The following is a 23,207-nucleotide window of genomic DNA, read 5'->3' on the forward strand; positions in this document are numbered from 1 at the left end:
CCTAACGGGTGATGGCCACAATCCCAAGCACCGAAGCGACCAGTGCAAGAGCGATGCGGATGTTGTGCAGCAGCAGCCAGGAATCGAGCTTTGCGGACACCTGATCGAGCGCAATGGCCTTACCGGCAAAGGCTGCATTGCTCGGCACGAAATAGGCCATCGTGAAGGCGAGAACGGCAACGATGCAGGCGGCGGACGCAAGCCACAGTCCGCGAGAGGCAGGCACCTTCCAGTCGTGCCAGAGCGAGCCGGTCAGTCCGATCAGGGTCGGAACAACGACCAGCGGGATCGCGCGCATGACCAGGCTGCCATGTTGCGCGAACCAATCGAGGAACCCGGCAGGCGGCAGGCTTTTCCAGTAGCCGCCGAGGATCACGCCGATGGCGAGCATGACGCCTGCGAACATGGCCGATCCCGTGACCGCCAGGATTTGGAATAGAAGCCGCATCATCTTCTCCTGTCACGAACCGCGTTCAGACCGTGCAGATGCCGGTCACGGCAACTTTCTGGAACAGATGCGGGGCGGCAACGGCGGACGACGGATAGGCCGAGAGCTTGGCGATGAACTCGGGATGCGTGAAAGCTGCCCGGAACGCTTCGGTGGATTCCCACACCGCATAGTTCAGGTAGGTCGGGCTTTCGCCAATGGCGCGATGAAGCTGGGTGGAAATGAAGCCCGGCTGGCGCTTCATGAACTCTGCATCGTCCTTCCAGACATCCAGAAAGACCGGCTCGTCGGCCGCATCCAGTGTGAATACGTTGATGAGCACCACAGGCGCGGCCTCGATGCGTAGCTGACGTTGAATCGGGAACTTTTCATCCAGGGGCTTCATGAGAGACATGGGAAAACTCCATTCGTTAGAGAGCTTGTTGCAGGGTCATTCTTCCGGCCCGCGTCCATGAACCTGCGACATGGACGAGAGCACCCGGATTGCGGCATCCAGGTCGGTGGCACTGAATCCGGCAGCCATCTCCTGCACGTGCTTCTGCCATCGCTCGGTCAAGGCTTGATAAGTGGTCGCCCCCTTCTTGGTCAGTGAATACAAGGGCGAACGCTTGTGCATCGGATTGGGCTGGGGCTGGACTAAGCCCTCATCGACAAGCAGGTTGATCTGTTTCAGAACGCCTTGGCGGGTGACACCCATCGCCGCGGCTATCTGCGGGATGTTTGGAGGCTGCGGAGCCAGTGAGATTGCGCCTAGCACTTGCCAGCGCGCACTGGTCAGTCCGTGCGGTTGGGAGAACTGATTTCCCCACTCAATGAGCTGGCCGTTCAATCTGAAAACGGATAACGCGATGCTGGTCAACTTCTCTGCCTTGGTCGGATTCATATGCACCTCCAACATTGACAACCAGTTTACGTAATGGGAAACTGGTTGTCAATATCCGGTACGACTCGACTTGATCTATGCAGAGACGACTGATCTAGATCAAAGGAGGCGACGAGGATATGGAGCTTCCACACCTTCGCTGCTTCTTGGCCGTGGCCGAAGAACTGCATTTCGCTCGCGCAGCGGAACGGCTGCACTGGGCTGCTACCGGTTTCAAGGACACCTTGTTAAGGCGGAAGATGAAATTGGAGGTGGCAGATGGTCACGAGAAGGAAATTCAGTCGCGAGTTCAAGCTTGAAGCGGTCAAATTGGCCACCGAGCGCGGGGTGGCGGTGGCCCAAGCTGGCAAGGATCTGGACGTGCACGAGAACGTGCTGCGCAAATGGGTTCGTGAGCTGCGTGAGGAGCCCAAGAGGCGCTTCCTGGCAACGCGAAGCAAAGGGCCCAGGACGCGGAGATAGCGTGGCTGCGCAAGAAAGTGACTAAGATCAAGATGATGCGCGACATCCTGAAAAAACGCGCCATTGGCGCGTTGTGTGAACAGGTGCCGGCGCTTCGGTCGGCATGTCTTTCCTGGTTGGGCAGTGTCCCCGGTTCAGTCCGTGATCAAGCGGGCATTGAGCGGCTGCACCGGGCGGTTGTTGTGGTGCATGCGCTTTTCGAACTGGGCGAGCTGGCCTTCGCTCACGCTCAGCGGGGCCTTGAGCACCACCCAGGTCACGCCTTCCGAGCAAGGCGGTGTCGTCAACGAGCCGGAAAAGCGGTAATAGTCGTGGTTCTTCGGCAGCAGGTTGCTCAGATCCACGGGCTGCGTGAGCGCGCGGGCCGCATTTTCCTCATCGCTCAGCGCATTGAGCATGCCTTGCAGCTGCGGATTGTCCTGCCCTTGCTTGAACATGGCGGCGAGCACCAGCAGATTGCCATCGGCATCGGCATGCACAAAATGGCCTTCGAGCGGGAAGCTCAGGCCTTTGATCTGATTTTCACTGGGTGTGTGAAAATGGAATTGCTTGAGCGTGTAACGGTGATCGCCCAGCATCAGATAATCCGATTCATTGCCGATATTCACCTGAATCGTATGGCCGTTGTTGACGACCTCTTCCGGTGCAATCACATAGTGAAAGGACAGCGGATCAGCCGATGTCTTGTAGGTATGATCGATATTGACGGGGGACTGGTTCTTGCCGATTTTGCACGTGGCATATTCAGGCGATATTTCCGACCACTTTTCCGGATTGACATCGCCTTCATAACCCCAATGGGCACCGGCGTAGCAGGTTCCGAAAATGCCGATCAAGGCGGAAAATGCCGTCAGGCTTTGTTTGATTGTGTTTTTCTTCATGGTCTGTTTTGAATAGGGAATCGATTGATGCGAATCAATCGGGAGCGGATTCTATGCTCTGCATGGAAACCCGCTGCCCCCTATTCAAAAACCATGCGCATACCGTCTTTATTCCCCCACGCAGGCGTTGGCCGACAACACGGGCAGCAGGTCGGGCATGGCGTCCCGCCTGCCGGCTTCGGCACCTCAGCTGGCGTGCTTGAGCACCGCGTTGAGCAGCACGTGCGCGCCCGCGGCCAGGTGCTCGGGAGTCGCATCTTCCGCCTCGTTGTGGCTGATGCCATCCTTGCAGGGCACGAAGATCATGCCGGCAGGCGCCACGTCGGCCACGTAGACGGCATCGTGGCCGGCGCCGCTGACCACGTCCATGTGGCCCAGGCCCAGCGCCTGCGCGGCCGCGCGTACGCTCTCGATGCAGGCCTCGTCGAAATGGCAGGGAGGAAAATAGACGACCTGCTTCATATCGACCTGCAGGCGGGCATCGGCCTTCTGCAGTCCGGCGATGAAATCCTTGAGGTCGGCCTCCATGGCAAGCAGGTCGCCATCGTCGAGCGCACGGATGTCCACCGAGAATTTCACGGTGCCAGGGATGGTGTTGCGCGAGTTGGGCAGCACCTGCATGTAGCCCACCGTGCCGCGGCCATAGGGGGCGAAGTGCCTGCCCAGCGCGTTGACCTTCTCGACGATGCGGCTGGCCGCCAGCAGCGCATCGTGGCGCAGATCCATGGGGGTGGTGCCGGCGTGCGATTCCTGGCCGGTGACGACCACGTCGTACCAGCGCTGGCCCAGCGCGCCGGGCACCACGCCAATGGTCAGTTCATGGGCCTCCAGCACCGGGCCCTGCTCGATGTGCGCCTCGAAATACGCGCCGAACATGCCACCTGGCACCTGGCCTGGCGACACCTCGCCGGCGTAGCCGATCTTGCGCAGCTCATCCTGCACCGCCAGGCCGTCCACGTCGGTGGCGGCCAGCGCATGTTCGAGCGTGAAGGCGCCGGTGAACACGCCCGAGCCCATCATCACCGGCACGAAACGCGAACCCTCCTCGTTGGTCCAGGCGATCACCTCGATGGGCGCCTTGGTCTGGATGCCCTTGTCATTGAGAGTGCGCAGCACCTCCAGCCCGGCCATCACGCCATAGATGCCGTCGAACTTGCCGCCGGTGGGCTGGGTATCGATGTGGCTGCCCATGGCAATGACCGGACGGCTCGGGTCCGTACCCTCGCGGCGTGCGAAGATGTTGCCGATGGCGTCGATGCGCACCTCCAGGCCCGCCTCCTTGCACCAGTGCACGAAGAGATCCCGGCCCTGGCCGTCGAGTTCGCTCAGCGCCAGGCGGCACACGCCGCCCTTGGCCGTGCCGCCGATCCTGCCATGCTCCATCAGGGTGTTCCAGAGGCGTTCGCCATTGATCAGTAAAGGTTTGCTCATGTTGGTGGTCCTTTGCGTCGGTTGTCCGTGATTGGTTTTTCGTTGTGGCTCGTCCGTGGTGCTTGGCCTGTGGGGCGCATGCAGGCGCTGCGCCGATCCGGCGCCCATCCATCACCAAGGCGCGGGGAAAATGGCTATCAGCCTGCGGGCCTTGCCACGCCGGCCATGATGCGCGCGGCCAGCGCGATCAGCGACTGGTCGCTGCCGCGCGGTCCGAGCAGCGAGAAGCCGAGCGGCACACCTTCGATGCGCATCAGCGGCAGCGAAATCTGCGGCAGGCCCGCCAGACCCGAAAGGCACAGCATGTGGATGGCCTGGTTGCGGTAATCCTCCAGCTCGGTCTCGCTCTGGCTCAAGAGCGGCGCCACCTGCGGCATGGTGGGCATGAGCAGCACGCCGTCGCGCCCCAGCAGTGCTTCGAGGCGCTCGGTGAAGGCCTGGCGCAGCGCCAGTTGCGGCGCCACCTGCTCGGCCGTGATGTCCTTGGACCAGGCGAAACGGTCGCGCACGCCAGGGCCAAGCTGCAGGCCGTAGCGCTCGATCATCCCGCCCTGGCTGCGCCAGGCTTCCCAGCCCTGGATGATGCGAAACGCCCAGTACAGATCGATCGAGGGCATCAGCCAGGCATCGACCGGCTGCGGCTTCGTCCAGCCCACCCCTCCCTCGCCTTCCCCTCCTTGCGCGTCTGGCTTTCGCACCAGCTGCGCCAGCACGCCCTGCACGGCCGCCTGGACCTGCGTGTCGAGCGAGGCCAGGATGTCGGCCGCCAGCAGCAGCCGCGGCGCCGCCGGCAAGGGCTGCCGGTCTTCGCCCAGCAGCACCTCGCCGACCCTGGCGAACACTGCCATGTCGCGCGCGAACCAGCCGCAGGTGTCGAAGCCCGGCGCCAGCGGCATGCAGCCGGCCAGGCTGATGCGCCCGTGCGTGGGCCGCAGCCCGATCAGGCCGCAGTGGCTGGCCGGGCAGCGCACCGAGCCGCCGGTATCCGAGCCAATGGCGAAATCGCACAGGCCGTTGGAGACCGCCGAGGCCGAGCCGGAACTGGAGCCGCCCGGAATGCGATCGGGCGCGGCGCCGTTGCGCGGCGTGCCGAAATGCGCGTTTTTGCCGTTCATCGAGAATGCCAGTTCGTCGGTAATGACCTTGCCGGTGACGCGTGCGCCCGCCGCCTGCAGGGCCTGCACCACGGGTGCCGATTGCGTCTTGATGCCCGAGAGCGCGAGCGCATGCGGGTTGCCCCAGCCACTCGGATAGCCGGCCACGTCATAGATGTCCTTGACGGCGAAGTCGAGGCCGGCGAGCGGCCCTCCCCCCGCCGCTGGTGCTTTCTGCAGTGTTTCAGACGGTGCGGGATAAGGGATGAAGCAAAAGGCGTTGCTGTCGGCTTGGGTCATGGTCGGCGGTTCAGGTCAGCAGTTCAGATTGGAAGATGGCAGGAGTGAAAGGCGCAAGCAGGTCAGCTGCAGGTCATTCATGCAGGGCGGCATCGTCAGGCGCTGACGCTGGCGCTGGCGCTGGCGTGGCCGTGTCGCATTGCCACTCGTGCACACGGATGCACCGCACCAAGTGCTCGGGGCCGACCACCTCCGCCGGCGGTTGCTGCTCCCGGCAGGCGGGCCGAGCATGCGCGCAGCGCTCGGCAAACGCACAGCCCGGAGGCAGACGGGAGAGATCGGGCGGCGCGCCGCCGATGGTCTGCAGGCGCTGGCCCTTTTGCATGGCGCCATGGCTGCGGCTTTGCAGCAGCGCGTGGGTGTAGGGATGGCGGGGCTGGGTCAGCAAATTCACCGCCGGCCCCTGCTCGATGATGCGGCCGGCATACATCACCGCCATGCGGTCGGCCACCTCGGCGGCCGCACCGATGTCGTGCGTGACGAACACGATGGACAGGCCGAGCTCCTTCTGCAGCTCGCGCAGCAGCAGCAGGATCTGGATCTGCACCGTGGCATCGAGCGCCGTGGTGGGCTCGTCGGCCAGCAGCACCTGCGGGTTGCAGGCCAGCGCCAGCGCGATCATGGCGCGTTGGCGCATGCCGCCGGACATCTCGTGCGGATAGGCATCGAGGCGCCGCTCCGGGCTGGGAATACGCACCTTCTCGAAGAGCGCCAGCGCGCGCTGGCGCGCCTGCTGCCGGCTCACTTTTTCGTGGCGGAGAATGGTCTCGACGATCTGCTCGCCCACCGTGTAGACCGGATCGAGTGCCAGCAGCGGCTCCTGGAAGATCATCGCAATGGTCTTGCCGCGCAGGTCGGCCAGTTCCCTGCGGCCCATGCGCAGCACGTCGCGACCGGCTACCTCCAGCGCGCCGTGGTAGCGGGTGGAGCGCTCGTTGTGCAGCCGCATCATGGCCCGCAGCGTGACGCTTTTGCCCGAGCCGGATTCGCCGATCAGCGCCATGACCTCGCCCTGGCGCACATCCAGATCCACGCCGTTGACGGCCTGGACCCGCTTGTCCGGCGTGTGGAACTCCACGCGCAGTTCGCGCAGCGACACCATGGCCGGACGTGGCGCTGCGGGGTCCGCCCCGATCCCATCGATGCGCGTCTCGACGACGGTTTCGGCAACGACGCGGCCGTCGCCCGCGACGCCGATGGTCTCCGTGACCCGTTGGACGATGTCAGGCATGGCTCACCTCCTCGATCGGAATGCGGTAACCGGATCCGGGCTCATAGCGCAGGCAGGCCACGCTGTGGCCGGCGCCGGCCTCGGCAAAGGTCGGCTGCTTTTGTGCACACACGGCTTGCGCGAATGCGCAGCGCGTGTGGAAACGGCAGCCGCCCGGCGGGTTGATGGGGTTGGGCGGATCGCCCGAGAGCGGCGCCTCCATGGTGCGCTCGAGCGGGTTGGTGCTGGGCATGGAGCGCAGCAGCGCGGCCGTGTAGGGGTGGAAGGGGCGGTCGAACACTTCGTCGGCCGGGCCCACCTCGACCACCTGCCCGAGGTACATGACCAGCACGCGGTCGGAGATGAAGCGCACCACGTTCAGGTCATGGCTGATGAACACATAGGTGAGGCCAAATTCCTGCTTGAGGTCCATCAGCAGGTTCAGCACCTGCGCCTCCACCGATTTGTCGAGCGCCGAGACGGCCTCGTCCAGGATCACCAGCCTGGGCTCGAGCGCCAGGGCCCGCGCGATGTTGACGCGCTGGCGCTGGCCGCCCGAGAGCTCGTGCGGATACCGCCCGGCAAAGCGGCTGGGCGCCAGCCCCACGCGCGCCAGCAGGCTGTGCGCGCGCTCGAGCGCCTCCTGCGCCGGCGTGCCGTGCACGCTGGGCGCAAAGGCAATCGAATCCTCGATGGTCATGCGCGGATTCAGCGAAGAATAGCTGTCCTGGAACACCATCTGCGTCTGGCGGCGGAACTGGCGCAGCGGCAGGTCGGGGCCGCCGACGCTCTGGCCGTCGAAGATCAGCTCGCCACGGTCCTGCAGCGTCAGCTGCATCAAAAGGCGCGCGGTGGTGGACTTGCCGCAGCCCGATTCGCCCACCACGCCCAGCGTTTCACCCTTGAGGATGTCGAAGCTCACGCCGTCAACGGCGCGCACCGCCAGCCTCTCGCCGCGCCCGAAGCCGAAGCCCTTGCGCTTGATGGGAAAGTGCTTCTGCAGGCCGCGCACCATCAGCAGCGGCTGGGCCGGCCCGCCCAGGCCCTCGGCGCCAACGGTCGGGCGTGCTGGGCCGGGATTGATCAGCACCGGCTCCAGGGCATTCTTGAGCTTGCTCATTGCTTGACCTCCATGGCCGAGCGCAGGCCATCGGCCAGCATGTTGAAGGACACCGAGGTGATGAAGATGAACACGCCCGGCAGTGCCGCCACCCAGGGCTGGGTGTAGATGGCCGTGCGCAGCGTGTTGAGCATCAGCCCCCATTCGGGCTGCGGCGGCTTGACGCCCAGGCCCAGGAACGAGAGGCCCGATGCCAGGATCATCGCCACCGAGATCAGGCTGGTGGAATAGACGAAGATCGGCCCGACCACGTTGCCCAGCACATGCCGGCGCACGATGGTGAAGGCGCCGGCGCCCGAGGCGCGCGCCGCATCCACGTAATCGCTGCGGCGCACCTGCGTGGTCACACTCTCGGCGATGCGCGCGATCTGCGGCACGAACACGATGGTCAGCGAAATCAGCGAGTTGGTGATGCCCGCGCCCAACGCCCCCGAGAGCGCGATGGCCAGCAGCACCGAGGGAAACGCGTACAGCACGTCGATGCAGCGCATCAGCGCGGTGTTGACGAAGCCGCCCGCATAGCCGGCCAGGATGCCGATGGCGCTGCCGATCACGAAAGCCATGATGACGGGCGCGATGCCCATGAACAGCGACAGGCGCGCGCCCAGCATCAGGCGCGAGAGCAGGTCGCGGCCCAGCTCGTCGGTGCCCAGGAGGTGGCCCTCGGTGCCGATCGGCTTGAGGCGCTTGAGCATGGACGTGGCAAAGGGGTCGGCCGGCGAGATCCAGGGCGCGAAGATCGCCATCGCGACCAGCAGCACGATGATGGCCGCGGCCACCATGGCCACCGGATTGCGCACCAGGCGGCGCAGCACGTTGGCGCCATGTCCGCGCGAGCGTGCCACCGGGGCGTTCGCTGCGGCCGCGGCAGAGGTTGCTGCGGGCTTGACGGCGGCCGACAGGCCGGGGGTTGTTGCAGTGGTCATGGCCTCAGCCCCTTTCAATGCGTGGATCGAACACGGTCTGCAGCACATCGACCAGCAGGTTGAGCACCACGAAGAACAGCGCCAGCACCAGAATCGTGCCTTGCAGCAGCGGCAGGTCGCGCTGGAAGATGGCCTGATTGAGCAGGAAACCGGTGCCCGGCCAGGAGAACACCGTCTCGATCAGAATCGAGCCGCCCAGCAGGTAGCCCAGCTGCAGGCCCATCACGGCCAGCGCGGTGGGGGCGCTGTTCTTGACGACGTGCTTGAACACCTCCCACTCGCCCAGACCGCGGGCCCGCAGTCCCACCACGAACTCCTGCGAGAGGATGTCGGCCACCAGCGCCCGTACGGTGCGGGCGATGATGCCCATCGGGATGAAGGACATGGTGATGGCCGGCAGGATCATGTACTGGACATGCGCCCAGTCCCAGGCCCAGCTGTCGGAGCCGCCGGGCCCGGCACCGGTGGCCGGCAGCCACATCAGCTTGACCGAGAAGATGATGACCAGCACCATGCCCAGCCAGTAGTGCGGCATGCTCACGCCGATGATGGAGATGAAGGAGGCCAGCCGGTCCGCCCAGGAATTGCGGAAGTACCCGGCCACGAAGCCGAACAGGCTGCCAAAGAAGAAACCGATGGCGGTGGCCAGCAGGGCCAGCATCAGCGTGTTGCCCACCGCCTTCATGACCTCTCCGGTGACCGGGCGGCTGGTGGCGATGGAGGTACCCAGGTCGCCATGCAGGGCACGCCAGATCCAGGAGAGGAATTGCTCGGGCAGGCTGCGGTCGAAGCCGTAGAGCTGCATCATCTGCTGCTGCAGCTCGACCGAGGCATCGGCCGGCAGGATGGAAACCAGCGGATCACCCGGCGAGAGGTGCACCAGCAGAAAACACAGGAAGGAGACGCCCAGCATGATGGGCAAGGCATATCCCAGGCGTCTGAGCAGATAGGCAAGCATCGTGGAACCTCTGGGGGCTGTCTTTTTGATCGGCCGACCAATGCGCCGGCCGGGCCGGGCGGCAGTTGGTCAGAGGGAGGTCATGCAGGCACGGGCGGGGGCGGCAGGGCGAGGGGGTAACGGCCTTGCGGTCCTGCCGGCATGCCACCCGGTGGCACTGGGTGTCACCGGGTTTGCGACACTCAGTCCATCTGCATCGTCGCGATGTCGATGAACCAGCTCTTGGGCTGCACCACATTCTTGACCTTGGCGGACATGGCGCGCGGGCCCACGTCGTGCGCGACGAACAGGAACGGCGCTTCGTCCACGATGTACTCGTGCAGGTGGGCCAGCGCCACGTCGCGCTCGTCGGCATCGAAGGTGGTGCGGGCCTTGTCGACCAGCTCATCCATCTTGGGGTTGCTGTAGTAGCCCCAGTTGTTGGAGACCGGCGGCTGCGCCTTGGTGCTGACGAAGCGGACCATCGCGAAGAACGGATCCATGGTGGCGGCCGTCACATTGGTCGCGTGGGAGTTATGCGCGCCGGGGTCCTTGGCACCCAGGCGCCAGCCGGAGAACAGCGTGTTCCACTCCAGCACGTCGAACTCCACGTCGAAGTAGCAGTCCTTGAGGTTCTGCTGGATGAACTCGTTCATCGGCAGCGGCTGCATCTGGCCGGAGCCCGAGGCCGAGGTCTGGATCTTGACCTTGACCGGCTTGCTGGCCGAGAAACCGGCCTCCTGCATCAGCTTCTGGCCGGCCGGCACGTCGTACTTCACGTCGAAGGTCGGCTTGCCGTACCAGGGGTGTCCCTTGGCGACGATGCCCGAGGCCTCCTCCATCAGGCCGCCAAGCAGCACCTTGAGCGAGGCGCGGTCCACGCACAGGTTGGCGGCGTGGCGCACGCGCGCATCGGCAAACGGCGAATCTTCCAGGAAGGAGAACTGCCAGGGCCAGATGTGCGGCTGCGGGTTGGAGTACACGTTGAAGCCGCGGCCCTTGATGGCGTCGATGGCGTCGGGCGCGGGCGCCTCGATCCAGTCCACCTGGCCGGACATCAGCGCCGCCGTGCGGGCGCTGGGCTCGGGCAGCGGCAGCAGTACCACGCGATCGATGGCGGGGCGGCGCTTCTCGTCCCAGTAGGCCTCGTTCTTGACCATCTCGAAACGCTCGCGCGGCACGAAGCGCGCCGGCTTGAACGGTCCGCTTCCCGAGGCATCGGCGGCAAACGCGGCCCAGGCCTGCTTGCTGCGCTCGGCCGGATCCGTCACGGTCGCGGGCACGGCCTCGAACTTGGCCTGCCAGTGCGCGGGCGATGCCATGAAGAGGTTGGTCAGGTTGATCGGCAGGAAGGAGTCGGGCTCGGAGGTGACGAGTTCCACCGTCAGGTCGTCGATCTTGCGGGCGCTGCGCAGCGTCGGCATGCGCGAGGCGGTCGCGCCCACCTGGGCCGGGTCGTACTGCGGCGCATCCTTGCTCAGCACCTTGTCCACGTTCCAGACCACCGCATCGGCGTCGAAGTCCGAGCCGTCATGGAACTTCACGCCCGGGCGCAGCTTGAAGATCCATTTGGTCTTGTCCGCGTCGTCCACCGTCCAGGACTCGGCCAGGCCGGGGATCAGCACGCTCGGCTTGGTCTCGGAGCTCAGGTCCCACTGCGTCAGCGAGTCGTAGATCGGAATGCCGGTGAATCGGTTGCCCTCGAAGCCCTGGTCCGGCTGGCCGGAAGTGCGGGGAATGTCGCCGGCGGTCATGCCGATGCGCAGGATCTTCTCCTGCGCCATGGCCGAGGTGCCACAGGCTGCGGCCATGGCGGCCGTCAGCGCCAGACGGCCCAAATGCCGGGCCGAAAACTTCTTCGCGGGGGGACTGAACATGGAAACCTCCTGGGGGTTGTGGTGAGAGTTCCATGCTGCACAGCAATACACATGCCAATCGATTCACATGTATCGTTTATCGATTCCAAATATCATGAGCGCATTCAAAATCAATGCATTGCAAATCATCGGAAAATGCGAATCATCCTTGATTGAAGCCGATCATCGGCCCTTGCACCGCCTGCCATCGCTGCCTGCACCGTTGGCGCGCCTGTGCACGGACGCGCCACACCGCCATGCACCAATTGGCGGCATGCGACGAAAACAGGTCAAAACGGGTCAGCGCTGCATCGGAAATGCATCAGAAATGCGTCAGCGAACGGGAGATCGACCGCGCGCACTCCATCACCAATGGCGCCAGCCGCGCCACCGCCTCCTCGGGACTCCAGCGGCTCACGGCGGGCGAGACATGCACCGCGCCAAGCACCTGTCCGCCCGCCCCCGTGATTGCCGCGGCCACGCCCATGTCGCCCTCGAACAGTTCCTCGGCGTTGAGGGCATAGCCATGGCGACGGGCCTGCTGGATCAGCTGGAAAATCTTGCGGCGGTCGGTCTGCGTCGCCGGGGTGCGCGGCTCGATCTGCGAGGCATCGAGCACACCCCAGACCGGCTCGTCTCCGAGGCGGCTCAGATACGCGCGCCCGCTGCTGGTGCAATACATCGGAATGCGCATGCCCACCGGCGTGTGCACAGGCACATATTGCGTGGTCAGGAACTGCGAGACGTAGACCATGTCCAGCCCGCACGGCTCGGTCAGGCTGGCGGTCTCTCCGCTGGCGCGGCTCAACTCGGCCAGGTAGGGCTGGGCCAGCTGGATCATCGGGTGTCCGACCAGGTAGTTGAAGCCCAGCGCGACCACCTTGGGCAGCAGGTGGAACTGGCGGGTCTTGTCGCTCTTGCCCACATAGCCGAGCACCTGCAGCGTGTGCACCGAGCGCTGCGCCGAGGCCTTGCTCATGCCGGCGCGCTCCGCAATCTGCCCCAGCGACAGGCTTTTGTGGCCACCATCGAAGGCCGCCAGCACGGCCAGCCCCTTCTCCAGGGACAGGTTGAACAAGGGATCGCTGGGCAAGGGCATGGACGCAGGCATCTTCACAAGGGGTGAACCACGGGTCCGGGGGCCGGCCCAACACAGGCACCCATCATAGAGGACATGGCAGCGGCCTGCCGGCCGCCGCACCACCGCCAGCGCCTGTGCCAAAATCCGGGCAATGGCCGCCGCCCGGCGGGCCCGACCGGCACCACCCGGCACTCGACATCCGTCGTCCCCAAGGGCCACAATCGGGCCGAGGCTGACGCATTCAGCCACTGAAACTGTCTCAGAAAGATCGCATGGATTACAAGGACTACTACAAGATTCTCGGCGTGGCCAAGGATGCGACGCCCGACGACATCAAGAAGGCCTACCGGCGCCTGGCTCGCAAGTACCACCCCGACATCAGCAAGGAACCCGACGCGGCCGCACGCATGGCCGAGGTCAACGAGGCCAACACCGTGCTCTCCGACCCGGAAAAGCGCGCCGCCTACGACCAGCTCGGCGATGCCAGCCAGTTCCAGGGCGGTGCGGGCTTTCAGCCGCCGCCGGGCTGGGACGAAGGCTCGTTCCACTTCCGATCCGGCGGCACCGACGGCATGCCTGGCGGCGGCCAGGCGGGCGACTTCAGCAGCTTCTTCGAGGATTTGTTCGGCCGCGGTCAGCAGGCCCGCCGCCGCGGCCCGCCACCCGATGCGCGCGGCCAGGACCAGCACGCCAGCATCGAACTGACGGTGCCCGAGAGCTACAGCGGCGCCACGCGCGTGCTGCAATTGCGCGGCGTGGAACTCAATGCCGAAGGCCATGCCGTCGAGACGAACCGCGAGCTGCACGTGACCATTCCCAAAGGCGTCTACGAAGGGCAGATGATCCGTCTGGCCGGCAAGGGCCAGCCCGGCACCGGCAAGGGCGCGGCGGGCGACCTGCTGCTGCAGGTGCATTTCGCGCCCGATGCGCGCTGGCATGCCGAAGGCAAGGACGTCTACCAGCAACTGCCACTGACAGCCTGGGAGGCCGCGCTGGGCGGGCCGGTGAAGCTCGATACGCTGGCCGGCGCGCTGGAGATCAACGTCCCCGCCGGCAGCCAGCCAGGGCGCAAGCTGCGCGTCAAGGGCAGGGGTCTGCCGGCGCGCGAGCCCGGCGACCTGTACCTGGTGGTGCAGTTGGCCGTGCCAGCGCCGGTGACCGAAGAGCAGCGCGCCGCCTATGCGGCGCTGGCCAAGACCTTCCCCAACTTCAACCCACGACCAGGAGCGACAGCATGACCCAGACGCTCAATGCCCTGCCCGAACTGCTGGATGCGCAGTCGCTGACCATCACCGAAGTCGCGCGCGCCTGCCAGACCGATGAAGGCTGGATCATCCAGCGCGTCACCACCGGCGTGCTGCAACCCGACACCGACGCCACGCCGCCGAATGCGCAGGCCTGGCGCTTCAGTTCACGCGCGCTGCTGCGCGCGCGCCGCATCGCCGAGCTCGAGCGCACCTTCGACGCCGACCCGCAACTGGCCGCGCTGACCGCCGACCTGATGGAAGAGGTACGCGCGCTGCGCCGGCAACTGGCCTTCCATGGCCTGGACCTCAATGACCACTGAACGGCCACTGGCGCACTCCGCGCCGCCCTGGGGCCATCTGCCCTTTCCATCGCTGCTGCTGCCCTGTGCCGGCAGCGCGTGCCACGCAGCCCTCCAATCCGACCACTGACACGCCCAGGATCGCCCACATGCATGCCCCCTCCCCGCGCCGCCGCGCGCTGCCCGTCTCCATCACCCTGCCGGTCATCGCCGCAGCCACGCTCGCACTGAGCGGCTGCGCCAGCATGTCCAAGGAAGAATGCCTGAGCGCCGACTGGCGCGAACAAGGCATGCGCGCCGCGCTCGACGGCAAGCCGCGCTCGCACATCGAGGACGACCGCAAGGCCTGCGCCGATGTCGGCGTGGTGCCCGACCAGGCCCAGTACTTCGCGGGCTTCGCCGCCGGCATCACGCAATTCTGCACCGCCCACAACGGCGAGCAATGGGGCCGCCAGGGCAAGTACTACGCCCACAGCTGCCCGCCCGAGCTCGAAGGCCCCTTCCTCGAGCGCTACCGGTTAGGCACCAAGGTGAACGAGGCCGAAACCTCGCTGGAGCAGCTGCGCAACGAGCAGCGCGATGTGCAGCGCAAGCTGGAGAAGGCCAAGGACGACGCCGAACGCAACCAGTTGCGCGACCAGCTCCGCGAGCTGGACCGCCGCCTGCGCGATGCGCGCGACGACCTCGACCGCGCCGAACGCAATCTGCGCGGCTGAGCAGATCCGGCCTGGCTCCGCGCGTCCGGGCAGCCGCGCCTTGCGGCGCGGTCAGTCGGCCTGCGGCTGGTCAAGCCGGCGCACGCTGGCCGCCAGTGACTGCAGCTCGAACGGCGTGCGCCGTGGCCGCAGCAGGCGCAACAGGCCGACCACCAGGGCCGGCACCAGCGCGGCCAGCAGAAAGGCTTCGAGCAGGTGATCCATCGGCTGGCCCGGCCGCGGAAACACCAGCAGCCCTGCGGCCAGTCCGGCCAGCGTCGCCACGGTGGCATCGAAGCCATCGTGGCCTCGGCTGTAGAGTCCGAAGAACACCGGAAACGCCGCTGCCGCGCACAGCAGGTCCGCCAGCAGGAACAGGTACAGCACGCTGTAGCCCTGCGCCGCCACCACCATCACCGGGACGGCCAGCAACAGGATCAGCCAGCGCGCCAGGCGCATCAGCGTGGCCGGACGGGCCCGCGGCAGCAGGCGGCCGACATCGACCGCGATGATGCAGGAGACGGCACTGATGGTGGTGTCGGCGCTGCTCATCACCAGCGCCAGCCCGAGTGGAATCAGGGCCACCGCCATCCATACCGGCAGGCTGGGCATGACCACGCTGAAGAGCGCCACCGAGCTGTCGCCGCCGGGCGCCAGGGCCACGTAGGCCAGTCCGAACAGCCCCATCACGAAGATGAACGGCACCACCAGCACGCCGCCGAGCAGGAAGCCCCGGCGCATGTCGCCGATGCTGCGCGCCGAGTAGATGCGCTGCCAGTTGCCTTGATGGAAGATGCCCGTCAGCAGAATGGCCACGAAGAAGGTCAGCCCGGCCTTGATGCCCACCGGATCGGTAAGGTCGAGCAACTGCGGCGCCTTCTGCTGCAACCCCTCGATCACCGGCCGCGCCCCGCCCGCGGCATGCCAGCCGATGGCCACCAGCGCGAGCAGCAGCGGCACGATGATGACGATCTGTACCTTGTCGGTGAAGATCGAGGCACGCAGGCCGCCATAAGCGGTGTAGAGCAGCGTGAAGCCCAGCACGATGGCCGCCGTCAGCCACAGCGGCACGGGCGCCAGCAGCGTTACCAGCATGGCGATCGCGGTGATCTCCGCGGCCATCGCGATGAACATGTAGAACAGCATGATGAGCAGCGCCAGCGCATACATCGGGCGGCCATAGCGCGCCATCAGGAACTCGGTGAGCGAATGCCCGCGCGGCATCAGCTCACGCATGCGCTGGCCCAGCGGAATCATCGCCAGCCGGGGCGACATGGCGCCCAGCGCATAGCCGATCACCGCGGCCAGGCCGCCCCAGGTGGCGGCCTGCGGCGGCGAGAGCAGAATCCAGGCGCCCAGCGACGACGCCAGCAGCGTCAGCACCGTGGCCACCGAACCCTGGCTGTTGCGCGCGACGATGAAGTCCTCCAGGTCGCCGCGCACCCGCCGGGCATAGGCCATGCCGGCAAGGGCAAACCCTGCGGAGAAGAAAACGAGCCAGAAAAGCGCCGACGACGTGCTGAGCATCCATACCTCCCAATGAAAAGTCATGGGAAGGTGCGTGCCTGCGCTACCGCGCAATGCCGGATCAGCCGGCACACAGGCGAGGCAACCGCCTGGCCCCGGCGTGCGGCAAACCGCCTTGCATCCTTCCCTTCGCCGGCATGACCCGGATCAGGTTCAAAGGGTTACGGCGTGCCGCACACGCTCAAAGGCAGTCATGTGGCAACCGAGTCTCAGCCCGTCAGGGCACCCCCAGGAACGGCTGGATTATAGCGATCGCAACCGCTGGAACCTGTTGACGCCCGCATCGCCCCAACCCGGCTCAGCCCGACTCAACCCAGTGGCCGCTCCAGCAGCTCGCGCACGATCTGCCGGGTCGGTGCACTCTCGGCCAGCGAGACCGCAAAGCGCACATGCGTATCGGGTGCCTGCGACGGCGAGAACAGCCGCCCCGGCGCCAGCAACAGGTTGCGGGCGGCAGCACGGCGGGCGAGCTGCTCGCTGTCCTGCCGGCAATCGACCCACAGGAACATGCCGCCGACCGGCTGCGCTTCGATGCGCAGCCCCAGGTCGGCGAAGAAGCGCAGGCAACTGTGCCGCGCGGCATCCACCTGCTCGCGCACCCGCTGCAGGTGCCGCTGGTAGTGGCCGTCGGCCAGCACCTTCTGCACCACCCGCTCGGGCAGCTCCGGCGTCGTCAGGCCCGAGAGCAGCTTGAGGTCCGTCAGACTCCCGATCAAGGCAGGCGCCGCCGCCACGTAGGCCACGCGCAGGCTGGCCGCCAGCGTCTTGGAGAAGCCGCCGACGTGGATCACGCGCTCGAGTCCGTCGAGCGCGGCCAGCCGGATCGCGCCGCCCGGATGCAGCTCGCCATAGGTGTCGTCCTCGAACAGCAGAAAGTCGTGCCGCTCGGCCAGATTCAGGATGGCATGCGCCGAGCGTGCCGGCAGGCTATAGCCAGTCGGGTTGTGGATGGCACTGTTGATGATGAAAAGGCGCGGCCGGTGCTTGCGCGCCAGTTCCTCGAGCACCTGCAGGTCCGGCCCCGCCGGCGTGCGCGGCACGCCCAGCACCCGCACACCCGCGGCAGCCAGGCGCCCGAACACCAGGAACCAGGCCGGATCCTCGACCAGCACGGTGTCACCCGGGCGGGTGAAAGCGCGAAGTACCAGATCGACCGCATGCGTGACACCACTGGTGAGCAGCAGATGGCGCTCGCCATCTGCTGCGATGCCGATGCTTTGCAGCTGCGCAGCGATGCTGGCACGCAGTGGTGCATAACCCCTGGGCTGGCCATAGCCGAGCAGCGCGGCGTGCGCGCTGCGCCCGACGCTGCGCGTGGCCGCGGCCAGCAGTTCGGCATCGAGCCAATGGTGCGGCAGCAGCGCGGAACTGCCGGGAATGAAGCCGCCGCCCACGTCGCGCAGCGTGCTGCCCAGCAGCCAGGCCACATCGAGTTGGGGTTGCAGGAGCGGTGACGTGGCAGGCACCAGTGCGGCACAGGGTGGATCCATGCCAACCTCTCCGCCAACACCAACAGGAGCCGCGGTGTGTCCGGCCTCCCGCGCCTCCTGCGGCAGTTGTTGCAGTTGTTGCCCCTGAGACGCAAGCAAGCGCGTATCGATGGCTCCCCGGTCGGCAGGCACCGCACGGCCGCTGATGAAATAGCCGGCGCCCTGACGTGCCTGCAACCAGCCTTGCGCGACCAGCCGCTCATAGGCTTCCACCACCGTGAAGCGGCTCACGCCCAGGTGCTCGGCCATGGCCCGGATGGAAGGCAGTCGGCTGCCGGGTCGCAGCGCCAGCATGCCCAGGCGCTGCATGAGCATCGCAGCGATCTGATCGGTCAGCGGCATGTCGACATCGCGCCGTGGCGGCTCGAAGGCATCGACCAGCAAGGTTCTCATGATTTCCAACCAGTACAGTGAAATAACTATTCGAAAAATTGTATCGGTACTGTACAGGCATTCATTCCTATAGTGCGGGCATCCCGTGTTTCCACCTCTGCGGCCACGGCCGTGCACGAATTGCCCATGCCAGACTTCGCCCTTTTCTCGCCCCTTTCCCAGCAGACGACCAGCATCTGGCTGCCGATGGCTCTTTTCGCGTTTGCCTCATCGGTGACGCCCGGCCCCAACAACATCATGCTGGCGAGCTCCGGACTCAACCACGGCTTTCGCCGCAGCGTGCCGCACATGCTGGGCATCAGCGGCGGCTTCATGCTGATGCTGGTGGTGGTCGGTCTGGGGCTTGGCATGCTGTTCCAGGCCTGGCCCGCGCTGTATGACTGGCTGAAGATCGCCAGCGCGGCCTACCTGCTCTACCTGGCCTGGCGGATTGCCTCGGCCGGGCCGGTCACGGGTGAGGGCCAAACCAGCCGGCCACTGAGCTTCATGCAGGCAGCGCTGTTCCAGTGGGTCAACCCCAAGGCCTGGACGATGGCCCTGGGCGTGGTGGCGGTCTACATGCCGCAGACCGACTTCCTCGCGAACCTGCTCATCGGCGCGCTGCTGTGCGGCCTGGTCAACCTGCCCAGCATCTCCATCTGGACGCTGTTTGGCGTGGCGCTGCGCCGCTGTCTGCGCCAACCTGGCGCCGTGCGTGCCTTCAATATCGGCATGGCGCTGCTGCTGCTCGCATCGCTCTATCCGATGCTGCGGTAACGGGCCGGGATGACCGGGGACATGCGGTGGTCATGATTGCCATAGAATTCACCACCTTGCAATCCTGTCAAACCCGCACACCTCCACACCCCCATGTCCGACCCGAACCCGTCACGCCACTCTCCCCTGCGCCCGCTGCCGGCGCTGATCTTTGCCAGCCGCTGGCTGCAGTTGCCGCTCTACCTCGGACTGATCCTCGCGCAAGTCATCTACGTCTACCATTTCTGGGTCGAGCTGGTGCACCTGATCGAGGCGGCCTTCGGCAGCCAGGCAGCGCTTTCGGCGCTGGTCGAGAGCATCGGCTACAAACCCGACTTTCCGCCCACCAAACTCAACGAAACCATCATCATGCTGGTGGTGCTGGCACTGATCGACGTGGTGATGATCTCCAACCTGCTGATCATGGTGATCGTCGGCGGCTACGAGACCTTCGTCAGCCGCATGCACCTCGAAGGCCACCCGGACCAGCCCGAATGGCTCAACCACGTGAATGCCTCGGTGCTCAAGGTCAAGCTGGGTTTGTCGATCATCGGCATCAGTTCGATCCACCTGCTCAAGACCTTCATCAACGCCGACAACTACGCCGACCGGGTGCTGATCGCCCAGACGGCGATCCACATCACCTTCCTGCTCTCGGCCATGGCGATTGCCTTCACCGAGCGGCTGATGTCGCAAGGTCACGAGAAGCATTGAGCGCCCAGGCGGCCTGAACGGGCCCACGCGCCGGCCGCCGTGGCGGCCGCAAGGCTTCCCTAGCGCCCCCAGAGGGCCTTGAGCGCCCCGAGTTCGGCGTCATAGAGCGCGTCGATGCGGGCGAGCTCCTGGCGCTGCGCCTCGATGAAACGCTGCTGCTCCTCGACATCGCGGCGGTTGTTGTCGAACTGGCGCTTGAGGGCGTTGGGCGCCTTGGCCAGGTCGTTGCCATAGAACTCCAGCTCCGCATCGAGCTTTTGCCGGGCCTCTTGCAGCTGTTCCAGGCGCAGCTCGGAGCCGCGGATCACCGCCTGCACCTGCTCCTTGGCGATGGTGCGGGCCGCATCGTGGGCCTGCTGGTTGGGGTAGCGCATCAGCAACACGCGCTCGCGCTGGCGCTGGTCGCGCAGGCGGCGCTGCTCTTCCTGCCGGGCCTGCTGCTGGCGCTCGATTTCACGGCGCTCGGCCTCGGTGTAGCTGGGCGGCAGCACGCCCTGCTGGTGGCCGGTAACGCCATCGAGAATGCGCTGTTCACGGTCGATGCAGCTGGCGATCGGCCGGTCGGAGGTCAGGGTGCGGCCGCTGTTGTCGACACAGGTGTAGATGCGCTTGGCACCCGCCTGCTGGGCCAGAGCCGAAGGCGCCGGCAGCGCGCCCATCAGCAAGCCCAGGGCGAGGGCTTGGGCGGACCAGTTGCTTGTCTTCATGCGCGGCGATCTCCTCACTCCAGACTCTCAGATGGTAGCGGCCAAGGCGGCGTTGTTCACACGCCATACTGCTGACGGTAAGCCTGCACCCTGTCACGGTACTGCGCCAGATGGCCCGAATCCGCATCATGCTCGAGCACGCCCAGGATGTCGGCCAGCGTTGCGACCTTGCAGACCTGCAGGCCAAGCGCATTCTGCACATATTGCACCGCGCTGTGGGGTACATCCCGGCCATTTTCGGTGGCTTTCTCCTGCCGGTCGAGCGCGATGGCCAGCGCATACGGCGTGGCACCGGCGGCGCTGATGATGGCGATCGACTCTCGCACCGCGGTGCCGGCGGAAATCACGTCATCGATGATGAGCACGCGCCCTTCGAGCGGCGCGCCCACCAGCGTGCCGCCCTCGCCATGGTCCTTGGCTTCCTTGCGGTTGTAGGCAAACGGCACGTTGCGGCCCAGACGCGCGAGCTCCATGGAAACGGCCGCGGCCAGCACGATGCCCTTGTAGGCCGGGCCGAAGACCATATCGAACTGGATGCCGCTGGCGACAATGGCGTTTGCATAGAATTGCGCCAGTTGCAGCAGCTTGTGGCCATCGTTGAACAGCCCGGCATTGAAGAAATAGGGGCTCTGGCGGCCGGCCTTGGTGGTGAAGTCCCCAAAGCGCAACACGCCGCTGTCGATCGCAAACCGCACGAACGCCTGCGCAGGACTGATCGCCAGCATCCGGTTCGGTTCGTGCGTATGGCTGTCACTCATCGTTTTCTCATCCCATGCAAAAAGCACTGTTTCATCTCACCAGCCTCAATCTCAACGGCATCCGCTCGGCCATCAACAAGGGTCTGGAGGGCTGGCTCGAAGAGGCCAGGCCCGATTGTATGTGCGTCCAGGAAGTCAAGGCCCAACAGGCCGACATCGACAAGGCCGGGCTCGGCGAGCTCGCCGGCATGCAGGGCCACTTCCAGCTCGCGCAGAAGAAGGGTTACTCGGGTGTGGGCATCTACACGCGCCACACCCCCAGCGAGGTGATCCTCGGCTGGGACCGCAGCGAGTTCGATTCCGAGGGCCGCTACATCGAGCTGCGCTTTGACACACCGGCGCGCAAGCTCTCGATCATCAGCGCCTACTTTCCCAGCGGCTCCTCGGGCGAGGAGCGCCAGCTCGCCAAGTACCGCTTCCTCGACGGCTTCTTCCCGTGGCTGCATGCGCTGCAGCAGGAGCGCGACTTCATCCTCTGCGGCGACATCAACATCGCCCACCAGCAGATCGACCTGAAGAACTGGCGCAGCAACCAGAAGAACAGCGGCTTCCTGCCCGAAGAGCGTGCCTGGATGACGCGCCTGCTCTCCGACCAGGACAATGGCCGCACACCGCTGGTGGATGTCTACCGCCTGCTGCAGCCCGAGACGACCGACGCCTGCTACACCTGGTGGAGCAACCGCGGCCAGGCCTATGCGAAGAACGTCGGCTGGCGGCTGGATTATCATCTGGCCACGCCCGCGCTGGCAGCGCTGGCGCGCACCGAACACATCTACAAGGCACAGAAGTTCTCCGACCACGCCCCACTGACCGTTGGCTACGACTTTTCCCTGTGATGCGGCCCTGCCGCCAGCCACGAGGGTGGGCCGGCCATCATCCGGATCCAACCAGGCACCGCCGCCTTCCTCACCAACATGTCCTTCAGTGAACGTCCGTTGCATGACCATCCCAGCCAGCCATCGCGGCGGCGCCTGCTGCAGACCGGTGCCTGCCTTCCGCTGGCGCTGAGCCTGGCCGGCTGCGCCACCTCCACCACCATGATGTCCAGCCCTCCGCCGCTCTCCATTGCCGACCATCCCATGCACCCGACCCGGCTGCCACTCTCGGGCTGGCTGGACTGGGAAGACCCGCGCTCGGGCCACATCTGGCGCGTCTGGCTGCAAATGCCCGAGGCCCCGCCGCCGCCCGAGGGCTATCCGGCGCTGGTGGTGCTCGACGGCAACGCCATCTTCCCGCTGGCCGCGCAGTGGGCGCGCCTGCAGCAAACCCGGCCCGCCTATGTGCGCGGCGAACCCTGCGTCATCATCGGCATCGGCCACCCGGGCGACGCACTGTTCGATCCGGTCGCGCGACGGCGCGACTACACGCCACCAGCGCCCGGTGTCGAGCCGCCCGAAGGGGGCTCCGACGTGCTCCTGGACTTTCTGCAGCAGGTGCTGCTGGCCGACTGGGTGCAGCGCATCCCGCTCAACCCGCGGCGGCTCGGGCTCTACGGCCACTCCCTCAGCGGCCTGCTGGTGCTGCACACGCTGTTCACCCGCCCGGAGCTGTTCACGGACTACTACGCGGCCAGCCCGTCGATCTGGTGGCAGGACGCCTACCTGCTGCAGGAGCAGGCGTATTTCACGGCACATTACGCCACCCGCTATGCTGCGGCAGCACCGGCCGACGCGGGCGGCCGCGCCAACGTATTCCTGTATGCCGGCTCGCTCGAGGAGCCCAGCGGCGAAGCCCGTCCGGCCAACGCACCGCCCACCGGCCAGCGCCACACGGTGCGCCTGCAGATCACCCGTGCCCGCGAGATGGCCGCCGAACTGCAGGCGCTGCAATGGCCGGCGCTGCAAGCGCAGTTCCACCTGTGGCCGGATCTGACCCACGGCGACACCATGATGCCCTCGCTGATGCAGGCGGTGGGCAATATGAGCATGCCCAAGGCCTGGAAAGACGCCGACTACGGCCTGCGCCAGCCGGGCCAGTAGCCGCCCGCCAGAATCGCACGACCGCACAACCGGA

At 66.0% G+C, this 23,207-nt stretch carries 23 protein-coding genes, 2 pseudogenes and 1 riboswitch; of the genes and pseudogenes, 9 read left to right on the top strand and 16 right to left on the bottom strand.

Annotated elements, in window-relative coordinates; translation table 11 throughout:
• Window position 1: 1 nt before the first annotated feature.
• Genes EV687_RS07400 through EV687_RS07410 form a run of 3 tightly spaced genes read right to left on the bottom strand, consistent with a single transcriptional unit; the run spans window position 2 to window position 1,331 of the window.
• Window positions 2-448 carry an anthrone oxygenase family protein gene (locus EV687_RS07400; protein ID WP_122231203.1) on the bottom strand — a complete coding sequence of 149 codons (447 nt, stop codon included), beginning with the start codon at window positions 446-448 and terminating at the stop codon, window positions 2-4.
• A 25-nt stretch (window positions 449-473) separates the two neighbouring features.
• On the bottom strand, window positions 474-842 hold the full coding sequence (locus EV687_RS07405; RefSeq protein ID WP_122230846.1) for an antibiotic biosynthesis monooxygenase family protein: 369 nt from the start codon (window positions 840-842) through the stop codon (window positions 474-476).
• Between the two features lie 36 nt (window positions 843-878).
• Complete coding sequence (locus EV687_RS07410; protein ID WP_122231205.1) at window positions 879-1,331, bottom strand: MarR family winged helix-turn-helix transcriptional regulator; 453 nt, start codon at window positions 1,329-1,331, stop codon at window positions 879-881.
• Window positions 1,332-1,450: 119 nt separating this feature from the next.
• On the opposite strand from EV687_RS07410, the pseudogene EV687_RS19140 reads away from it, so the two are divergent.
• Window positions 1,451-1,528: pseudogene (locus tag EV687_RS19140) on the top strand (LysR family transcriptional regulator); the annotation flags it as partial.
• Between the two features lie 61 nt (window positions 1,529-1,589).
• Window positions 1,590-1,873: pseudogene (locus EV687_RS07420) on the top strand (transposase); the annotation flags it as partial.
• A gap of 54 nt (window positions 1,874-1,927) precedes the next feature.
• Here the strand turns inward: EV687_RS07420 and EV687_RS07425 are convergent.
• The 9 genes from EV687_RS07425 to EV687_RS07465 all read right to left on the bottom strand — a co-directional run bounded on the left by EV687_RS07425 (window position 1,928) and on the right by EV687_RS07465 (window position 12,647).
• Window positions 1,928-2,674 (bottom strand): carbonic anhydrase, encoded by a 747-nt coding sequence (locus EV687_RS07425; RefSeq protein ID WP_207226410.1) that lies wholly within the window; start codon window positions 2,672-2,674, stop codon window positions 1,928-1,930.
• 186 nt (window positions 2,675-2,860) lie between these two features.
• Complete coding sequence (locus EV687_RS07430) at window positions 2,861-4,105, bottom strand: Zn-dependent hydrolase (RefSeq protein ID WP_122230850.1); 1,245 nt, start codon at window positions 4,103-4,105, stop codon at window positions 2,861-2,863.
• 137 nt (window positions 4,106-4,242) lie between these two features.
• The gene (locus tag EV687_RS07435; protein WP_122230852.1) at window positions 4,243-5,499 is read right to left on the bottom strand and encodes an amidase; all 1,257 of its coding nucleotides are present in this window, start codon (window positions 5,497-5,499) and stop codon (window positions 4,243-4,245) included.
• Between the two features lie 73 nt (window positions 5,500-5,572).
• On the bottom strand, window positions 5,573-6,601 hold the full coding sequence (locus EV687_RS07440) for an ABC transporter ATP-binding protein (protein WP_122231209.1): 1,029 nt from the start codon (window positions 6,599-6,601) through the stop codon (window positions 5,573-5,575).
• Window positions 6,602-6,722: 121 nt separating this feature from the next.
• Window positions 6,723-7,724, bottom strand: a complete 1,002-nt coding sequence (locus EV687_RS07445) for an ABC transporter ATP-binding protein (RefSeq protein ID WP_242612585.1) — start codon at window positions 7,722-7,724, stop codon at window positions 6,723-6,725.
• Between the two features lie 101 nt (window positions 7,725-7,825).
• Window positions 7,826-8,755: an ABC transporter permease gene (locus EV687_RS07450; protein WP_122230856.1), complete on the bottom strand. Its 930-nt coding sequence runs from the start codon at window positions 8,753-8,755 to the stop codon at window positions 7,826-7,828.
• Window positions 8,756-8,759: 4 nt separating this feature from the next.
• Complete coding sequence (locus tag EV687_RS07455; RefSeq protein WP_122230858.1) at window positions 8,760-9,713, bottom strand: ABC transporter permease; 954 nt, start codon at window positions 9,711-9,713, stop codon at window positions 8,760-8,762.
• 182 nt (window positions 9,714-9,895) lie between these two features.
• On the bottom strand, window positions 9,896-11,569 hold the full coding sequence (locus tag EV687_RS07460) for an ABC transporter substrate-binding protein (protein ID WP_122230860.1): 1,674 nt from the start codon (window positions 11,567-11,569) through the stop codon (window positions 9,896-9,898).
• A gap of 301 nt (window positions 11,570-11,870) precedes the next feature.
• Window positions 11,871-12,647: an IclR family transcriptional regulator gene (locus EV687_RS07465; RefSeq protein ID WP_122230862.1), complete on the bottom strand. Its 777-nt coding sequence runs from the start codon at window positions 12,645-12,647 to the stop codon at window positions 11,871-11,873.
• 254 nt (window positions 12,648-12,901) lie between these two features.
• Between EV687_RS07465 and EV687_RS07470 the strand changes: the two genes are divergently transcribed.
• The 3 genes from EV687_RS07470 to EV687_RS07480 all read left to right on the top strand — a co-directional run bounded on the left by EV687_RS07470 (window position 12,902) and on the right by EV687_RS07480 (window position 14,891).
• On the top strand, window positions 12,902-13,867 hold the full coding sequence (locus tag EV687_RS07470; protein ID WP_122230864.1) for a DnaJ C-terminal domain-containing protein: 966 nt from the start codon (window positions 12,902-12,904) through the stop codon (window positions 13,865-13,867).
• The gene (locus tag EV687_RS07475; protein WP_122230866.1) at window positions 13,864-14,196 is read left to right on the top strand and encodes a chaperone modulator CbpM; all 333 of its coding nucleotides are present in this window, start codon (window positions 13,864-13,866) and stop codon (window positions 14,194-14,196) included. Before EV687_RS07470 ends, EV687_RS07475 begins: the two co-directional genes overlap by 4 nt.
• Before the next feature lie 128 nt (window positions 14,197-14,324).
• Window positions 14,325-14,891, top strand: a complete 567-nt coding sequence (locus EV687_RS07480) for a DUF2799 domain-containing protein (protein ID WP_122230868.1) — start codon at window positions 14,325-14,327, stop codon at window positions 14,889-14,891.
• Between the two features lie 51 nt (window positions 14,892-14,942).
• Here EV687_RS07480 and EV687_RS07485 read toward each other — a convergent pair whose 3' ends face one another.
• Both EV687_RS07485 and EV687_RS07490 read right to left on the bottom strand, forming a co-directional pair.
• On the bottom strand, window positions 14,943-16,397 hold the full coding sequence (locus EV687_RS07485) for a sodium:solute symporter family protein (protein WP_122230870.1): 1,455 nt from the start codon (window positions 16,395-16,397) through the stop codon (window positions 14,943-14,945).
• A 107-nt stretch (window positions 16,398-16,504) separates the two neighbouring features.
• Window positions 16,505-16,637, bottom strand: a riboswitch (TPP riboswitch).
• 68 nt (window positions 16,638-16,705) lie between these two features.
• On the bottom strand, window positions 16,706-18,280 hold the full coding sequence (locus tag EV687_RS07490) for an aminotransferase-like domain-containing protein (RefSeq protein ID WP_423201073.1): 1,575 nt from the start codon (window positions 18,278-18,280) through the stop codon (window positions 16,706-16,708).
• Between the two features lie 126 nt (window positions 18,281-18,406).
• On the opposite strand from EV687_RS07490, the gene EV687_RS07500 reads away from it, so the two are divergent.
• Together EV687_RS07500 and EV687_RS07505 are read left to right on the top strand one after the other, a co-directional pair.
• Window positions 18,407-19,036 carry a LysE family translocator gene (locus EV687_RS07500; RefSeq protein WP_122230872.1) on the top strand — a complete coding sequence of 210 codons (630 nt, stop codon included), beginning with the start codon at window positions 18,407-18,409 and terminating at the stop codon, window positions 19,034-19,036.
• Window positions 19,037-19,129: 93 nt separating this feature from the next.
• Window positions 19,130-19,729 (top strand): YqhA family protein, encoded by a 600-nt coding sequence (locus tag EV687_RS07505; protein WP_122230874.1) that lies wholly within the window; start codon window positions 19,130-19,132, stop codon window positions 19,727-19,729.
• Window positions 19,730-19,788: 59 nt separating this feature from the next.
• On the opposite strand, the gene EV687_RS07510 is transcribed toward EV687_RS07505, so the two are convergent.
• Both EV687_RS07510 and pyrE read right to left on the bottom strand, forming a co-directional pair.
• Entirely contained in the window at window positions 19,789-20,436 is a 648-nt protein-coding gene (locus tag EV687_RS07510) for a DUF4124 domain-containing protein (protein WP_122230876.1), read from the bottom strand.
• 56 nt (window positions 20,437-20,492) lie between these two features.
• Entirely contained in the window at window positions 20,493-21,194 is a 702-nt protein-coding gene (gene pyrE / locus EV687_RS07515; protein WP_242612531.1) for an orotate phosphoribosyltransferase, read from the bottom strand.
• A gap of 14 nt (window positions 21,195-21,208) precedes the next feature.
• Here pyrE and EV687_RS07520 point away from each other — a divergent pair, with 14 nt between their 5' ends.
• Window positions 21,209-22,030, top strand: coding sequence for an exodeoxyribonuclease III (locus EV687_RS07520; RefSeq protein WP_242612532.1), 822 nt, complete (start codon window positions 21,209-21,211; stop codon window positions 22,028-22,030).
• Window positions 22,031-22,108: 78 nt separating this feature from the next.
• The gene (locus tag EV687_RS07525; protein WP_122230878.1) at window positions 22,109-23,173 is read left to right on the top strand and encodes an alpha/beta hydrolase; all 1,065 of its coding nucleotides are present in this window, start codon (window positions 22,109-22,111) and stop codon (window positions 23,171-23,173) included.
• The last annotated feature ends 34 nt before the right edge of the window (window positions 23,174-23,207 follow it).

Origin of the sequence: Corticibacter populi (assembly GCF_004217315.1) — a bacterium.
Taxonomy (GTDB): domain Bacteria; phylum Pseudomonadota; class Gammaproteobacteria; order Burkholderiales; family Burkholderiaceae_C; genus Lampropedia; species Lampropedia populi.

Bases quoted from the DNA above. Each gene is read 5' to 3' on its own strand.
- EV687_RS07430 (WP_122230850.1), bottom strand. From the start codon at position 4,105: ATGAGCAAACCTTTACTGATCAATGGCGAACGCCTCTGGAACACCCTG.
- EV687_RS07425 (WP_207226410.1), bottom strand. From the start codon at position 2,674: ATGAAGAAAAACACAATCAAACAAAGCCTGACGGCATTTTCCGCCTTG.
- EV687_RS07500 (WP_122230872.1), top strand. From the start codon at position 18,407: ATGCCAGACTTCGCCCTTTTCTCGCCCCTTTCCCAGCAGACGACCAGC.
- pyrE (WP_242612531.1), bottom strand. From the start codon at position 21,194: ATGAGTGACAGCCATACGCACGAACCGAACCGGATGCTGGCGATCAGT.
- EV687_RS07465 (WP_122230862.1), bottom strand. From the start codon at position 12,647: ATGCCCTTGCCCAGCGATCCCTTGTTCAACCTGTCCCTGGAGAAGGGG.
- EV687_RS07510 (WP_122230876.1), bottom strand. From the start codon at position 20,436: ATGAAGACAAGCAACTGGTCCGCCCAAGCCCTCGCCCTGGGCTTGCTG.
- EV687_RS07400 (WP_122231203.1), bottom strand. From the start codon at position 448: ATGCGGCTTCTATTCCAAATCCTGGCGGTCACGGGATCGGCCATGTTC.
- EV687_RS07440 (WP_122231209.1), bottom strand. From the start codon at position 6,601: ATGGTGTCGCTGCGCGAACTGCGCGTGGAGTTCCACACGCCGGACAAG.
- EV687_RS07435 (WP_122230852.1), bottom strand. From the start codon at position 5,499: ATGACCCAAGCCGACAGCAACGCCTTTTGCTTCATCCCTTATCCCGCA.
- EV687_RS07445 (WP_242612585.1), bottom strand. From the start codon at position 7,724: ATGGTGCGCGGCCTGCAGAAGCACTTTCCCATCAAGCGCAAGGGCTTC.
- EV687_RS07410 (WP_122231205.1), bottom strand. From the start codon at position 1,331: ATGAATCCGACCAAGGCAGAGAAGTTGACCAGCATCGCGTTATCCGTT.
- EV687_RS07475 (WP_122230866.1), top strand. From the start codon at position 13,864: ATGACCCAGACGCTCAATGCCCTGCCCGAACTGCTGGATGCGCAGTCG.
- EV687_RS07405 (WP_122230846.1), bottom strand. From the start codon at position 842: ATGTCTCTCATGAAGCCCCTGGATGAAAAGTTCCCGATTCAACGTCAG.
- EV687_RS07525 (WP_122230878.1), top strand. From the start codon at position 22,109: ATGTCCTTCAGTGAACGTCCGTTGCATGACCATCCCAGCCAGCCATCG.
- EV687_RS07505 (WP_122230874.1), top strand. From the start codon at position 19,130: ATGTCCGACCCGAACCCGTCACGCCACTCTCCCCTGCGCCCGCTGCCG.
- EV687_RS07485 (WP_122230870.1), bottom strand. From the start codon at position 16,397: ATGCTCAGCACGTCGTCGGCGCTTTTCTGGCTCGTTTTCTTCTCCGCA.
- EV687_RS07450 (WP_122230856.1), bottom strand. From the start codon at position 8,755: ATGACCACTGCAACAACCCCCGGCCTGTCGGCCGCCGTCAAGCCCGCA.
- EV687_RS07520 (WP_242612532.1), top strand. From the start codon at position 21,209: ATGCAAAAAGCACTGTTTCATCTCACCAGCCTCAATCTCAACGGCATC.
- EV687_RS07460 (WP_122230860.1), bottom strand. From the start codon at position 11,569: ATGTTCAGTCCCCCCGCGAAGAAGTTTTCGGCCCGGCATTTGGGCCGT.
- EV687_RS07480 (WP_122230868.1), top strand. From the start codon at position 14,325: ATGCATGCCCCCTCCCCGCGCCGCCGCGCGCTGCCCGTCTCCATCACC.
- EV687_RS07470 (WP_122230864.1), top strand. From the start codon at position 12,902: ATGGATTACAAGGACTACTACAAGATTCTCGGCGTGGCCAAGGATGCG.
- EV687_RS07455 (WP_122230858.1), bottom strand. From the start codon at position 9,713: ATGCTTGCCTATCTGCTCAGACGCCTGGGATATGCCTTGCCCATCATG.
- EV687_RS07490 (WP_423201073.1), bottom strand. From the start codon at position 18,280: ATGAGAACCTTGCTGGTCGATGCCTTCGAGCCGCCACGGCGCGATGTC.